The organism is Streptomyces griseorubiginosus (assembly GCF_017614965.1).
GTDB classification, from domain to species: Bacteria; Actinomycetota; Actinomycetes; order Streptomycetales; family Streptomycetaceae; genus Streptomyces; species Streptomyces griseorubiginosus_B.
Window position 1 is genome coordinate 1 of record NZ_WVUG01000241.1, and the last position, 13,657, is coordinate 13,657.

Annotated in this window: 11 protein-coding genes; 4 read left to right on the forward strand and 7 right to left on the reverse strand. The window is 72.9% G+C overall.

All coding sequences use genetic code 11. The features are described from left to right. Nucleotides 1-53: 53 nt before the first annotated feature. The gene (locus GRC12_RS32555) at nt 54-392 is read left to right on the forward strand and encodes a GNAT family N-acetyltransferase (RefSeq protein WP_208783174.1); all 339 of its coding nucleotides are present in this window, start codon (nt 54-56) and stop codon (nt 390-392) included. 13 nt (nt 393-405) lie between these two features. Then, the gene (gene hglS, locus GRC12_RS32560) at nt 406-1,785 is read left to right on the forward strand and encodes a 2-oxoadipate dioxygenase/decarboxylase (RefSeq protein ID WP_208783175.1); all 1,380 of its coding nucleotides are present in this window, start codon (nt 406-408) and stop codon (nt 1,783-1,785) included. A gap of 6 nt (nt 1,786-1,791) precedes the next feature. Here hglS and GRC12_RS32565 read toward each other — a convergent pair whose 3' ends face one another. Continuing rightward, nucleotides 1,792-2,595 (reverse strand): EamA family transporter, encoded by an 804-nt coding sequence (locus GRC12_RS32565; RefSeq protein WP_244374122.1) that lies wholly within the window; start codon nt 2,593-2,595, stop codon nt 1,792-1,794. Nucleotides 2,596-2,750: 155 nt separating this feature from the next. On the opposite strand from GRC12_RS32565, the gene GRC12_RS32570 reads away from it, so the two are divergent. Further along, nucleotides 2,751-3,608, forward strand: coding sequence for a LysR family transcriptional regulator (locus GRC12_RS32570; RefSeq protein ID WP_208783178.1), 858 nt, complete (start codon nt 2,751-2,753; stop codon nt 3,606-3,608). Between the two features lie 53 nt (nt 3,609-3,661). On the opposite strand, the gene GRC12_RS32575 is transcribed toward GRC12_RS32570, so the two are convergent. The 5 genes from GRC12_RS32575 to GRC12_RS32595 all read right to left on the reverse strand — a co-directional run bounded on the left by GRC12_RS32575 (nt 3,662) and on the right by GRC12_RS32595 (nt 11,629). Continuing rightward, complete coding sequence (locus GRC12_RS32575; RefSeq protein ID WP_208783179.1) at nt 3,662-4,378, reverse strand: alpha/beta fold hydrolase; 717 nt, start codon at nt 4,376-4,378, stop codon at nt 3,662-3,664. A gap of 17 nt (nt 4,379-4,395) precedes the next feature. After that, on the reverse strand, nt 4,396-5,367 hold the full coding sequence (locus tag GRC12_RS32580; RefSeq protein WP_208783180.1) for an alpha/beta hydrolase: 972 nt from the start codon (nt 5,365-5,367) through the stop codon (nt 4,396-4,398). Between the two features lie 53 nt (nt 5,368-5,420). Continuing rightward, on the reverse strand, nt 5,421-6,314 hold the full coding sequence (locus tag GRC12_RS32585) for a helix-turn-helix domain-containing protein (RefSeq protein ID WP_244374120.1): 894 nt from the start codon (nt 6,312-6,314) through the stop codon (nt 5,421-5,423). Nucleotides 6,315-6,424: 110 nt separating this feature from the next. Continuing rightward, entirely contained in the window at nt 6,425-8,167 is a 1,743-nt protein-coding gene (locus GRC12_RS32590; RefSeq protein ID WP_208783184.1) for an AfsR/SARP family transcriptional regulator, read from the reverse strand. Nucleotides 8,168-8,182: 15 nt separating this feature from the next. After that, nucleotides 8,183-11,629 (reverse strand): protein kinase domain-containing protein, encoded by a 3,447-nt coding sequence (locus tag GRC12_RS32595; protein WP_439959916.1) that lies wholly within the window; start codon nt 11,627-11,629, stop codon nt 8,183-8,185. A 340-nt stretch (nt 11,630-11,969) separates the two neighbouring features. On the opposite strand from GRC12_RS32595, the gene GRC12_RS32600 reads away from it, so the two are divergent. Next, nucleotides 11,970-12,389: an ankyrin repeat domain-containing protein gene (locus GRC12_RS32600; protein ID WP_208783186.1), complete on the forward strand. Its 420-nt coding sequence runs from the start codon at nt 11,970-11,972 to the stop codon at nt 12,387-12,389. A gap of 285 nt (nt 12,390-12,674) precedes the next feature. Here the strand turns inward: GRC12_RS32600 and GRC12_RS32605 are convergent, their stop codons facing one another. Continuing rightward, complete coding sequence (locus GRC12_RS32605) at nt 12,675-13,580, reverse strand: helix-turn-helix transcriptional regulator (RefSeq protein WP_208783188.1); 906 nt, start codon at nt 13,578-13,580, stop codon at nt 12,675-12,677. Nucleotides 13,581-13,657: the final 77 nt, after the last annotated feature.

Below are 13,657 nucleotides of genomic sequence, written 5' to 3' on the forward strand. Positions count from 1 at the left end.
GTCCCCGCCCCGTCCGTCGGCCAGGAGCAGCGCCCCCGCCTCCTCCGCGGGGCATGCTCGAGACCGACGACGCCGAACACCTCCAGCGCTGGAGGCCCGACCCGGTCGCCGCCCACGAGATCGGTCTCCGGCCGCGCTCCCTGTACCGGCTGCGCGAACGCGTCGCTCTCGTCGACCCCGCCTTCGGCGAACTGCCGCCGCACCGCCTCCACGCGGTCACCCACACCGAGAACGGAGCCGCCCTCGCGGTTCTGGCCAGGTCCGGCTTCGCCCGGGAGGACCTGCGCCGCTCCGTGTGCTTCCATCGAGGACGGCGCCACGACGTCGCCGTGCCGTCCCTGCGCCGGCCCGCGTGGGAGGCACTGGAGCGACCGCGGGCCTGGGACCTGTGAGAGGAGCCCGCCGATGATCAGCCAGTGGCGGCTGCGCGCCGCCTTCGCCGCCCGGCTCTCCGAGATGTACGGCCGTGAGGTGCCCGCCTACACCACGCTGGTGGACGTCTCCCGCGAGGTGAACGAGGACGTCCTGCGCGCCCGGGGTGCCGACGCCGAACGTCTCGGCTCCATCGGCCGCGTCACCGCGGAACGGCACGGCGCCATCCGCGTCGGCACCCCCGCCGAACTCGCCCAGGTCGCCCGGATCTTCGGCGCACTCGGCATGCACCCGGTCGGCTTCTACGACCTGCGCGAGGCGGCCGCCAGCGCGGTGCCCGTCGTGTCGACCGCGTTCCGGCCCGTCGACGGCGAGGAGTTGGCCCGCAACCCCTTCCGCGTCTTCACCTCCCTGCTCACCCCGGCCGACCCCCGCTTCTTCGACCCCGGTCTGCGCGCCCGCCTGGAGACCTTCCTCGCCGGCCGCGAACTGTTCCCGCCGGAGCTGCTCACCCTGGCCGACCGCGCGGAGGCGGAGCGCGGACTGCCCGACCAGGACGCCGAGCGTTTCCTCGAACTCGCCGTATCCGCCTTCGAGTTGTCGGCCGAGCCGATCGACAGGGGCTGGTACCAGACGCTGGAGCGGGTCTCCGCCGTCGCCGCCGACATCGGCGGTGTGCGCAGCACCCACATCAACCACCTCACCCCGCGCGTCCTGGACATCGACGAGCTGTACCGCCGGATGACCGAGCGCGGCATCGAGATGATCGACACCATCCAGGGGCCGCCCGCCTGGCGGGGCCCCGACGTCCTGCTGCGGCAGACCTCCTTCCGGGCCCTGGCCGAACCCCGCGCCCTGCGCCTCCCGGACGGCACCGTCACCCAGGGAGCCCTGCGGGTCCGCTTCGGCGAGGTCGAGGCGCGCGGCATCGCCCTGACCCGCGAGGGCCGCTCCCTCTACGACAGCCAGCTCGGCCGCATCGACGACCGACTCGCCCGGGACCCCGGGGCGCGGCGCTCCGAAGTGGCCCGGGCCGTCTGGGAGAAGCACATGCCTGCCACCGAACGGGAGCTGGCCGAGCGGAAGTTGGCGTACTTCACCTATGAAGTCGTGGACGATCGGCCGCGCGACGGCAGCCGCCCGCCCGGCGACCTCGCGGCCCTGGTCATCGGCGGCTGGCTGCGCGCCACGCCCATCGTCTACGAGGACTTCCTGCCCCGCTCCGCCGCCGGGATCTTCCAGTCCAACCTCAGCGGCGAGGGTTCCCGGGACAACGCGCGGGAGGGCATCGCCTACGACGCCGCCTGGATGTCCGGTGCCGTCGGCCGCGAGGTCCTGGACCCCTTCACCCTCTACGAACAGCAGCAGAACCGTTCCCTGGACCGGGTCACCCGCGAACTGGGTCCCCGCTGAGGCGGCTCACCGGTCTCCGCAGAGGATGCTCAGCGCGTTCGCGGCGACGACCGCGCCGATGCCCGCCCACTCCGCCCACCCCGGACGCTGCCCCAGACCGACCAGACCCACGAAGGCGGCCAGGACCGGATTGACGCTCATGAACAGGCCGAACGCCTGCGCCGGGACCCGGCGGAGGGTGAACAGGTCCGCCAGGTAGGGCACCGCCGAGGACAGCACCCCGGCCGCCACGGCGCACCCCACCGCAGAGGCCGTCGGCGGCTGCCGCAGCACCAGGACGACACCGACCGGCAGGAACAGCACGGCGGACACGCCTGCCGCCGCCGCGGACCCCTGGGCGCCGGGGACACGTCGGCCGACGGTCCGGTTGAGCAGGATGTACGAGGCCCAGCAGACGGCGGCGAGGAGACCGAGCCCCAGGCCGACGTAGTCCGTGGAGGGCCGCGGGCGCATCAGCGTGACGGCCCCGGCCGCCGCGATCACCGCGCAGCAGGCGTCCACCCGGCGCCGCGCGGCGGCCAGCGCGACGGTGAGCGGGCCGAGGAACTCCAGAGTCACCGCGAGCCCGAGGCCGACCCGGTCGATGGCGGTGTACAGCGACAGGTTCATCGTGCCGAACACCACGGCAAGGAGCAGCACCGGCTGCCACTGCCGCCAGGTGAAGGTCCGCAGGCGGGGCCGGCCGACGGCCAGGAGGACGAGCGCGGCGACGTACTGCCGGACCGCCACCACCCCCAGCGGACCGAGCACCGGGAAGGCGAGGGAGCCGATCGCCGCACCGGTCTGGTTGGACAGACCGCTGCCGACCATGGTGACGACGCCCGCGAGCCGCCGCGAGGAAGGGCGGGCCGGGGCGGAGGCCGTGCGGGCCGGTGGCAGCGTGTGTGCGGATCCCATGGGCCGACGATGGCGCGCGCCGGTGCATGCGCAAAATGCGTGCGGTGCTCGATCCATACGCTGGAGTCATGGATGTGGAGCTGAGGCAGTTGCGGTGCCTCGTCGCGATCGTCGACGAGGGCACCTTCACCGACGCGGCCATCGCCCTGGACGTCTCCCAGGCGGCCGTGTCCCGCACGCTGGCCTCGCTGGAACGGTCCCTGGGGGTTCGGCTGCTCCGGCGCACCTCGCGCGAAGTGACGCCCACCGCGGCGGGGTTGAGGGTGCTGGCGCACGCCCGGCGGGTGCTCGGCGAGGTCGGTGAACTCGTCCGCGCCGCCACCTCGGACCACACCAGCCTGCGGATCGGTTACGCCTGGTCGGCGGTCGGCCGGCACACCGCGGCCTTCCAGCGCCGCTGGGCCGCGGCCCACCCCGAGACCGATCTGCACCTGGTCCGGGTCAACACCGCGACGGCCGGACTGGCCGAGGGCAGCTGCGAACTCGCCGTCGTACGAAGGCCGTTGGGCGACGACCGGCGCTTCGACACCGCCATCGTGGGCCTGGAGCGACGGCTGTGCGCCCTGGCCGCGGACGACCCGCTCGCCCGGCGCCGTTCCGTGCGGCTCGCCGACCTCGGCGATCGCACGCTGCTCGTCGACCGGCGCACCGGCACGACCACAGCCGACCTGTGGCCGCCCGATGCCCGCCCGGCCACCGAGGAGACCCACGACGTCGACGACTGGCTCAACGTCATCGCCGGGGGCCGGCGCATCGGCATGACGGCCGAGTCCACCGCCCACCAGTACCCCCGCCCCGGCGTCGTCTACCGGCCCGTCCGTGACGCCGAGCCCATCGCGGTACGCCTGGCCTGGTGGCGCGACGACCCCCACCCGGCGACCCCGGCCGCCGTCGAACTGCTCACGCAGCTGTACCGGGACGGCTGAACGACCGCGCGGACGGCCGCCGTGGAGCCGTCCGCGCAGCCTTTCCGGTCACGTCAGCTCGTGGCGCGAACCGCGTCGCGGATCAGCGCGGCGACCTCCTCGGGGCGGGAGACGGCGACCGCGTGCGAGGCGCCCTCCAGCTCGACGGTCGTAGCGCCGGCGCGCTTGGCGCCGAAGCGCTCCACCTCCGGGTTGATCGCCTCGTCCGCGGCCGCCACGAGGGCCCAGGACGGCTTGGTCTTCCATGCGGCGGTCGAGGCCGGCTCGGTGAACGACGAGGCGGCCAGCGGGCGCTGCGACACCGCCAGCGCCTTGGTGACCGGGGCCGGGACGTCGGCGGCGAAGATGCCGGGGAACGCCTCGGCCTGGATGGTGACCTCGACCGCGGGCTGCCCGCCCTCGACCGGGTACGTCCACTCCTTGAGGTTGCTGCTCAGCGGCGAGAGCGGGAAGCGCCCCTGCAACTCGCCCAGGCTCTCGCCCTCCTCGGGGACGTAGGCCGCGACGTAGACCAGGCCGACGACGTTCGCCACGGCACCGGCCACGGTGATGACCGCGCCGCCGTAGGAGTGCCCCACGAGGACGACCGGGCCGTCGATCTGCTCGGCCACGGAGGCGATGTAGGCGGCGTCGGCGGCCAGCCCGCGCAGCGGGTTCGGGGGCGCGATCACGGGGATGCCCTGGTTCTGCAGCTCCGCGACGACACCGGCCCAGCTGCCGGCGTCGGCGAAGGCGCCGTGCACGAGAAGGGCGGTGGGTGTGGTGGTCATGTCGGCTGTCTCCCGGCTCAGTTGGTGTGGAGGGCCGCGCGCAGGGTGGCGACGGCCTGGTTGATGGCGGCCTCGGCGGCATGGGTCTCGCGCAGGGCGTTGAGCATCACGAAGTCGTGGATGATGCCCTGGTAGCGCACGGCGGTCACGGGGACTCCGGCCTCGCGCAGCTTGTTGGCGTAGGCCTCGCCCTCGTCCCGCAGGACGTCGGCCTCACCGGTGATGACCAGGGCCGGGGGCAGCCCGGCCAGCTGCTCGGTGGACGCCCGCAGCGGGGACGCGGTGATCTGCGCCCGCTCGGCCTCGTCGGTCGTGTACTGGTCCCAGAACCACTGCATGCCGTCCCGGCGCAGGAAGTAGCCCTCGGCGAACTGGTGGTACGAAGGGGTGTCGAAGCTCGCGTCGGTCACCGGGTAGAACAGCACCTGCTGCACCAGCGGGACGTCGCCGCGCTCCTTCGCCTGCAGGGTCAGCGCCGCCGTCATGTTGCCGCCCACCGAGTCACCGGCCACCGCCAGCCGCGAGCCGTCGAGGTCCTTGGTGGAACCCTGCTCGACGACCCACTTCGCGACCGTGTAGTTCTGCTCGATGGCGACCGGGTAGCGCACCTCGGGCGAGAGGTCGTACTCGGGGAAGACCACGGCCGCACCCGCGCCGACGGCGAGTTCGCGCACCAGCCGGTCATGGGTGTGGGCGTTGCCGAAGACCCAGCCCGCGCCGTGGATGTAGAGGATCACCGGCAGGGTGCCGGTGGCCCCGGCGGGCCGGACGACGCGTGCCCGGACACTGCCGGTCGGGCCGCCGGAGACGGTGATCCACTCCTCGTCCACCGCGGGCTTGGCGATCTCGCCGGACTGCACCTCGTCGACGGCCTTACGGCCCTCGGCGGGCGGCAGGTCGAAGAGGTACGGCGGGTTGGCGGTGGCCTCGACGAAGGCCTGGGCGGCCGGTTCGAGGACCGGCTTGACCGGTTCGGCGGTCTGGGACATCAAGTTCTCCCGAAGTGTGTGACTGGTGCTGCGCGAGCGCGTCGACGAGCACGCTAGGAGCGCAGGGCCGGGGCGAGTTGACTGCCGGCGCATGACTGCTGATCCCGGAGCGCACTGGAACGACCGCCCGCCGTCTCGCGCCACTCGCTCGGGGACATGCCGTAGGCGGCGCGGAACACCCGGCTGAAGTGCGGGGCGCTGAGGAAGCCCCAGCGGGCGGCGACGGCGGCGATGGTGCGCCTGCCCCGGATGCGGTGCAGCAGATCGCGCCGGCACTCCTCCAGACGTCGGCGCTGGATCCACCGGCCGACCGTCATGTCCTCGTCCTGGAACAGCTTGTGCAGATAGCGCACCGAGATGTGATGCGCCGCGGCGATCACCTCGGGGGAGAGGTCCGGATCCGGTAGATGGCGGTCGACGTACCTGAGGATCCTGGACAGCAACGCCGACTGTGCGCCCGGCGCTTGCGTCGATGCCTCGTCCGAGCGCTCGGTCGCCAGGGTGGCCAGCAGGTTCACGGCGTTCCAGGAGAGCATCTCTGCGATCGCGGGCGGGGAGCCGGGGACCGTGTCGGCGAGCTCCGACAGGAACGGGGACAACAGCCCACCCAGCCGGGAGGACCGGCTGACCGGCGCCGTCACGACCCGCCGCAAAGCCTGTTCCGGCAGCCCCAGCGCCTCGCGCGACACCAGGAACACCTTCAGCCGGGCGCCGTCGGGAAGATCCAGCGACGGAGGGTGGTCGGCGTCGTAGAAGCAGATGTCACCAGGGGAGAGGGCGATGTCCGCGGGAGTCTCCGGAGCGGGTGTGCCGCCCCGGACGCCGACGAGGAGGAACTCGCCGCCGACCCCGGCCGAGAGCCGGTGCGCGCCGGGGCGGGGCAACCGCTCGCCGGGCAGCCGCACCGGCGCCGCGTCGGTGACGACGATGTCGAGACCCATGGGCATCCTGCACACCTCCGAACAGGACCGAACAAAAACTTTCATCGCCTCGGAGCGTAGGGGGAAGGTGTGAAAAAAGAGTGACGGAGTACTGGCGGCACGGCTGTGACCTGCGGTTATGAAAGACGGTTCAGCTCGTCGGCGAAGATCCGCAGCAGGGGATGCCCGGTGTAGCGGCCCGGTGCCGACTCGGTGACGAGGTGGGCGTCGGCGAGCTCGTCGAGCAGCCGGCGGGCCGTGCGGACCGGGACGTCGGCGAGCGCGGCGGCCGTCTCCGCCGTGAGTTCCGGTCCGCAGCGGGCCGACAGCCGGAACAGTCGGGCCGTGTCGGCAGGCAGGCGGCGGTAGGAGCCGGCGAACGCGGTGCGTACGTCGGCGAAGGCGTCGAGACCGGCTGGGCGGCGCAGTCCGGCGGCGACGGACGCGAGCGGGCCCGCGGCTGCCAAGTGCGCCAGGGCGAGCGGCAGTCGCCCGCAACGCGCCACGATCTCCTCGGCCGCCTCCGCTTCGGCAGGATTCCGTTCCCGACCGGTGTGCCGGAGCAGGATCTCGAGCCCGTCCGCGGAGGAGGGCAGGCCCAGCCGCAGGGGGCGGGCTCCGGCGGCGACCAGCCCGGACAGTCCGCGCCGGCTGGTGACCAGCGTCAGAGAGCCGGGCGAGGCGGGCAGCAGCGGCCGTACCTGCTCGGTGTCGAGGGCGTCGTCGAGCAGCACCAGCACCCGGCGACCGGACAGCGTGCTCCGGTACAGACCGGCCAGGGCGTCCGGACCGCTCGGCAGACGGTGCTCGGGCACGCCGAGCGCGGTGAGCAGGGAGCGCAGGGCCGCCTCGGGGGTGAGCGGGTCGTCGAGGGGATCGAAACCCCGTAGACCGAGATGGAGCTGGCCGTCCGGATACCGCGCGGCGGCCTGGTGCGCCCAGTGCACCGCCAGCGTGGTCTTGCCGATGCCCGGCATGCCCGTCACCAGAACCTGCGAGGAGTCCACCGAGGCGTGCAGCACGCTCAGTTCGGTCTCTCGGCCCACGAACACGTGTGGGTCCGGCGGGAGTTGCGCAGGCGGTGCGAAAAGGTCCCCGTGCCCGGACCGCACTTCCTGGCGGAGCACCCGCGTGTGGGCCGCCGCCAGCTCCACGTCGGGCTTGACGCCCAACTCCCGTTCCAGCAGGAGCCGTACCGACTCGTACGCGGCGAGTGCGTCGGCCTGGCGTCCCGCGGCGGCGAGTGCCATGACCTGCCTGGCGTGCAGCGACTCGTTGAGGGGATCGAGCCGGACCGCGCGAGCGAGGTGGGGCAGTAGGCGGTCCGGTGCGCCGCACAGCAGGGCCACGTCGGCGGCCATCACGGTCGTGGCGACGAGTTCGCGCTCGACCTCGGTGAACACGGCGTGGTGGCGCACCGGTGCGGGGATGCCCGCCGCGACGGGACCCCGCCACTCGTCCAGTGCCGCGGCGAAGTGGCGCAGCGCCGGTCCGGGTCGCCCGGTGGCCGCCTCCCGCTTCGCCTGCCTGGTGAGCTCGCGGAACCTCAGCAGGTCGACCTCGTCCTCGGCCGCCTCCAGCCGGTAGCCGTCGGCCCCGCGCAGCAGCCGGCGGCCGGGGGCCCGGGCCGGCAGTCCTGGTTCCAGCAGGCGGCGCAGCGAGCCGACGTAACGGCGGACCACGTTCGGCGCGCTGGCGGGCGGGCCGTCCGGCCACAGGACGTCGACGATCTCACCGACGGGCAGGGGCCGGCCGGCCCGTATCAACAGCAGGGCCAGCAGGGCGCGTTGCTGGGGGAAGCCGAGGTCCAGTTCGGTCTCCCCGCGCGTCACCCGCAGGGGACCGAGCACCTCGAACCGCGTCACCTCGTCGTCCGTCACGCTCTGTCCGCTTCCTCAGGCGAGGTCGCGTCGGCCTTCCTGGGCGAACAGCCGCTCCCGGACCTCTTCCGCGTCGGGGTGGCCGAGGGACACGAAGAGGGTGAGCGCCTCGCGCCAGGCGGCGTCGGCCTCGTCGGGGGCACCCATGGCGAGATGGGTGTCCCCGATGTGGACCAGCGTGGAGGCCTCCAGATAGGGCACGCCCAACTTCCGGTACAGGGTCAGGGCGTTGTGGTAGCCCAGCAGGGCGTGCGGGTGGCGCCCCAGTCCGTGCTGCGCGTAGGCGATGCTGTCCCAGGTGGACGCCTGGCCGTAGCGGTCGCCCAGGTCCTGGAGCATGGCGAGGGCTTCGAAACAGTGGCTGAGGGCTTCCCGGTACTGGCCCAGCAGCGCGTGGTACCAGCCGACCGAGTTCAGGACGCTGGCCTGCGCGGCCCGGTCGCCGCTCGCGCGGAACAGCTGAAGCGCCTGCTGGTTGTGGTGCAGGGCGCCGGGGAGGTCGCCCTGCTGGTCGGCCTCCCAGCCGAGGCTGCGATGGGTCTGGGCCCGGCCGATCGGGTCGTCCAGCTCCGTGAAGAGTTCCAGGGCGCGGCGCAGCCTGGGTCGGGAGCGGTCGTGCAGTCCCAGCCGGCCCTCCGCCCGGCCCAGGCCGCGCAGGCCGTGCGCCTCCCAGACCGGGTCGGACAGCCGCAGCGCGCTGGTGAGCGCGGTGTGTTGGGCGGCCAGTCCGTCGTGCCAGTGGCCCCGCCGGTCGAAGAACGGTTCCAGGGACCAGGCGAGGAGGGCGGCGAGACGGTCCCGGCCGGAGCGCGCGGCCGCGTCGATCACGGCCGGCAGGACCGGGTACTCGGCGGTCAGCCAGGCCAAGGCCTGCCGGTCGTCGGACAGCTCCTCCACGCTCACGCCTGCCGGGGGTGGACCCGGCGGCAGGGGATCGGCGTGCGGGGCGAGGATCCGGTCGGCCGCGTGGGCGGAGTGAACGTAATACGCGTACAGGCGGTCGACGGCCGTGTCGCGATCCTCCTCGGACTCGACCAGTTCGGCGGCGTGGGCGCGCAGCAGGTCGTGCAGGGCGTACCGGCCGGGAACGTGCTCGCTCGCCAGATGGACGTCCGCGAGCTCGGACAGCAGTCGCCGTGCCTCCCGCACCGGAACTCCCGCCAGTGCCGCGGCGGCCGGCGCCGAGACGTCCGGGCCGGGATGCAGGCCCAGCAGCCGGAAGAGGCGGGCGGCGCCGGATGAGACGGCCGCCAGCGACCAGGAGAACACCGCCTCGACGTTCGCGGCCGGGTCGCTCCGGCCGAACCCGTCGAGGCTGCCCTGCGCCGCCCGCAGCTCCGCCGCCACGGCCGACAGCGGGAAGTGCGGGTGGGCGGCGGCGCGCGCCACCACACAGGCCAGCGCGAGCGGCAGCCCGCCGCACAGAGCGGTGATCTCGGCGACCGCCTCCGACTGGCCCGCCAGCCGTGCCGCGCCCAGCCGGCGCTCCAGGAAGGCCCTGGCCTGCTCGGCGTCGAGCGGCTGCAGGGTCAGCGTGTGCGCCCCGTGCGCGGCGACCAGCCCGGACAGCCGGCTGCGGCTGGTGACGATCGCCAGACTGCCGGGGGTACCCGGCAGCAGCGGCCGTACCTGCTCCGTGTCGCGCGCGTTGTCCAGCAGCACCAGGAACCGCCGGCCCGCCAACAGGCCGCGGTACAGGGCGGCTTGGGCCTCCACCCCGTACGGCACCTGCTCCGGCGGCACACCCAGCGCGGCGAGGAAGACCCGGACCGCCTCGCCCGCGCTCATCACCGAACCGGACGGGTCGAAGCCCCGGAGGTTGACGTACAGCTGCCCGTCGGGGAAGCGGTCGGCGACCCGGTGCGCCCAGTGCACGGCGAGGGTGGTCTTGCCGATGCCCGCCATGCCGCCGATCGCGGAGATGACCACCGCCCCGGTCGCGTCGGACAGGGCCAGTACGTCGTCGAGTTCGGCCTCCCGGCCGGTGAACGTCGCCAGGTCGTGCGGGAGTTGGGCGGGCTTCGGCAGGGCGGCGGTCGCGGGGCCGTCCTGCCGCAACGCGCGGTGGGCGTCGCGCAGTTCGGGGCCGGGATCGATACCCAGCTCGTCGGCGAGGCGGGCGGCCGCGGTGCGGTAGGTGTCCAGGGCCTCGGGCCGGCGTCCCGTGGCCGCCAGCACCAGGATCAGCCGGGCCAGCAGGGGCTCGTCCAGCGGATGGCCGGCCGCCGCCTCCCGCAACCGGGGCAGCACCGCCTCCGGCACGCCGGCGCGCAACGCGGCGTCGGCCGCCTCCCGCACGGCCGCCACATGCTCCCCGTCGACCGCGCCGAACCCGGCCCGCTCGCGCACCTCGGACGGGATCCCGGCGGCCACCGGCCCGTGCCACAACTCCAGCGCCGCCGTGAGGAGTTCCACCGCGCGCCCGGGCGCGGACCGCCGGGCCTCCTCCCGCAGCGCACGGAAGCGCAGCAGATCGAGCGATTCGGCGTCGGCCGCCCAGCGGTAGCCGCCCGCGTCCCGCAGCAGTAGGCGTCCGGCGGCCCGGGCGGGCAGGCCGGGTTCCATCAGGCGGCGCAGTGCCCCGACATGCCGGCGCACCACGTTGAGCGCGCTGTGCGGAGGGTTCGCGCCCCACAGCACGGTCACGATCTCGCCCGCCGGGACGGGCTCCCCGGCCCGTACCAACAGCAGTGCCAGCAGGGCCACCAGGGCGGCGAGCCGTGTCCGGCCGCGTTCCTCCCAGTCGGCACCGTAGGCGGCACCTGCGACGATCTCCAGTTCGCGCACGAAGGTGTCGGCGTCCGCCGGCCGGTCCTCCGGTGCCTTGGCCAGTCCGCGACGGACCAGCTCACGGACCGCTTCTGGTACCTGTTCGACGGGGACGGGGGCGTCGATGTGCTGCAGGGCGAGTTCGGCGATGTTGTCGCCCGAGTACGGTTTGTGGCCTGTCAGGCACTCGAAGAAGGTCGCAGTGGCCGCGTAGACGTCCGCGGCGCGAGAGGCGGGGGCGCCCGTCCACTGTTCGGGAGCCATGTAGGACGGGGTCCCGGCCACGCCGGCGCTCGTACCGGCATCCACCGCGATTCCGAAGTCGACCAGCTTGGACGATCCGGCCGTTTCGACCAGGACGTTCTCGGGCTTGTAGTCGCGGTGGACGACACCGACGCGGTGCGCGTCGGCCAGGCCGAGTAGCGATCCCTTGAGGAGAACGAGTGCGGCCTCGGGATCAAGCGGTCCCTGACGGGTCAGCAGCGTTCGCAAGGAGACGCCGTCCACCAGTTCCATCACGATGGCGGCGCCGTCCGGGCTCTCCACGTACTCATACAGGCCGGCCACGTACGGACTGTGCAGCCCGCCAAGCAGACGCGCCTCCGACCGGAACTCGTACACGAAACCCGGCCGGGTACGCAGGGACTCGCTGAGGTACTTCACCGCGACCGGAACGCCGGTCTCCGCATGCACGGCCAGCACTACGCGACCGCTCGCCCCCGCCCCGAGCTCAAGAGACTCGGTGTATCCGGGCACCACCCACGTGCTCACATCATCCCCCCGGCCGGTGTACCGCCGTACTTGACCGACTCCGAAGCGCTGGAACCTTGGATTGAGAGACACATTTTCAGCCACCGCGGTTGCCGACCCAGGACGTTACTCGTCCCCCGGTCCACGCATCCCGCCTCACGAACTATGTACAGAAAGTTCGAGTAGGCGCTCACGTCTGCCAGCAGGGGCCTCTGTCGTGTCTCGCTCCTGGCGGACGAGATCGGCCGGGGGGTGCCTCTATCTCTCTTCAAGCTGGGTGAGGATGGTCGACATGACGGATCGGGATCGGTTGGGGCGGGCCGCAGTGCATTCTGCGGCTTCCCGTGGAGACGTGGAGGGCCTGAGGGGGCTGTTGGCTGAGGGCGCCGACCCGGGGGCTGCCGATGCCGGGGGATGGACTCCGCTGCATTTTGCCGCTCAGGCGAAAGTGCCCGCTGTCGTCGAAGTCCTGCTGGCCGCGGGTGCGGCGGTCGATGCCGTGGACCGTCATGGCATTACGCCGTTGTGGAGGGCGGTGTTCTGTTCGCGGGGTGAAGGCGGGACGATTCGGCTCCTTCTGGAAGCCGGTGCTGATCCGGACCGGGACAACGTTCATGGCGTGAGCCCGAGGACGCTGGCGGGGCTGATTGCCAACTACGACGTGGCTGTTCACCTTCCGGCTGGGGACGAGACTTCCTCCTAGACGCCATGTGCCGTGGCAGCCCTGGGCGTGCAGTGGGCGCGCCGGTGGCGAGCGTGGGCGTGCCAGAGGCCGAGCCGGCGGACATGGACACACACATGCCTGCAGCGTTGGGCGCGCCCGCCCGAATGGCCTCGTTCCGGCCGCGCGCAGGGGGTGGTGCGGTGGTCGACTGGCCGGGCACCCGTACCTTGCCCGCGGCAACCGGCACCGTTCTGCCCGCTTGTCTCGCCGTTCGCGTTGGGCTGCCGTTTCACGAACTCGGACCGCATGTTTCTGCGGAGCGGCTCAGTGCTGTGATCCGGATTCCGCCGCGGGCACGCCCTCCGGCGCCGGGTTGTTCGTGACGCTCAGCTCCTGGGTCCCTACGACGGACAGCAGTTCCAGCTGTTCGGCTCCGCGGCTTCCGGGCGGGGCGGTGAACCACAGCAGGCGTTGCCGTCCGTCCTCGCTGAGGAGGTTGTAGCAGTCGAGTTCGATGACGCCGAGCAAGGGGTGGATGATCTTCTTGCGGTCCATACGGCGCACCGCGACGTCGTAGGTGTCCCAGAGCGTCGAGAACTCCTGGCTGCGGCGGCGAAGGACGGCGATCATCTTCGTGACCTCCGCGTCCCCACCGCGCCGGGCGGCTGCCGCCCGGAGGTCGGTCACGAACACCCGGGAGTGGTGCGGGTGATCCTCTGGCGGGTGGATCTCGCGTGTGCGCGGGTCGGTGAACCAGCGGTAGACGAAGCTCGCCGTCGGGCCGCGGTGGGCGGGGGACCCGCCGAGCAGGTTCCGGGCCAGGTCGTTTTCCACCAGAGTCTCGTGCAGGTCGGTGATGACGCGTGCCGGCGTGTTGGAAAGGCGGTCCAGCAGGCCCAATAGCGCGGGCTGTACATGGGCCGATGGTCCGTGCGTCGACCGGGGTATCGGCCGTTCGGCGAGGTGGAACAGGTGGTCGCGCTCGTCGCCGGTCAGACGCAGTGCTCTGGCGAGGGCCGCCAGGGTCTGCGCCGAGGGCTGCACGCGATTCCTGCCGCCGCCGCGTTCCAACTCGGTGTAGTAGTCAGCCGACAGCCCTGCGAGCTGGGCGACTTCCTCGCGGCGCAGCCCGGGGACGCGCCGGCGCGGGCCGTGGGGAAGACCGACGTCGGCGGGGCGGATGCGGTCGCGGCGGGTCCTGAGGAAAGCACCGAGTTCGGGAAGGTTCACCCCTCCATGGTCGTAGACGCGCAGGACCGTAGCCAGGGGGTGGCAACCCCTGGGTGGACACAGCCCTGGCTGGGGGG

What these genes read in the sequence shown, in the direction of transcription:
- GRC12_RS32570 (WP_208783178.1), top strand. Translation starts at nt 2,751, where the DNA reads ATGGATGTGGAGCTGAGGCAGTTGCGGTGCCTCGTCGCGATCGTCGAC.
- GRC12_RS32575 (WP_208783179.1), bottom strand. Translation starts at nt 4,378, where the DNA reads ATGACCACCACACCCACCGCCCTTCTCGTGCACGGCGCCTTCGCCGAC.
- GRC12_RS32565 (WP_244374122.1), bottom strand. Translation starts at nt 2,595, where the DNA reads ATGGTCGGCAGCGGTCTGTCCAACCAGACCGGTGCGGCGATCGGCTCC.
- GRC12_RS32580 (WP_208783180.1), bottom strand. Translation starts at nt 5,367, where the DNA reads ATGTCCCAGACCGCCGAACCGGTCAAGCCGGTCCTCGAACCGGCCGCC.
- hglS (WP_208783175.1), top strand. Translation starts at nt 406, where the DNA reads ATGATCAGCCAGTGGCGGCTGCGCGCCGCCTTCGCCGCCCGGCTCTCC.
- GRC12_RS32585 (WP_244374120.1), bottom strand. Translation starts at nt 6,314, where the DNA reads ATGCCCATGGGTCTCGACATCGTCGTCACCGACGCGGCGCCGGTGCGG.
- GRC12_RS32600 (WP_208783186.1), top strand. Translation starts at nt 11,970, where the DNA reads ATGGTCGACATGACGGATCGGGATCGGTTGGGGCGGGCCGCAGTGCAT.
- GRC12_RS32555 (WP_208783174.1), top strand. Translation starts at nt 54, where the DNA reads ATGCTCGAGACCGACGACGCCGAACACCTCCAGCGCTGGAGGCCCGAC.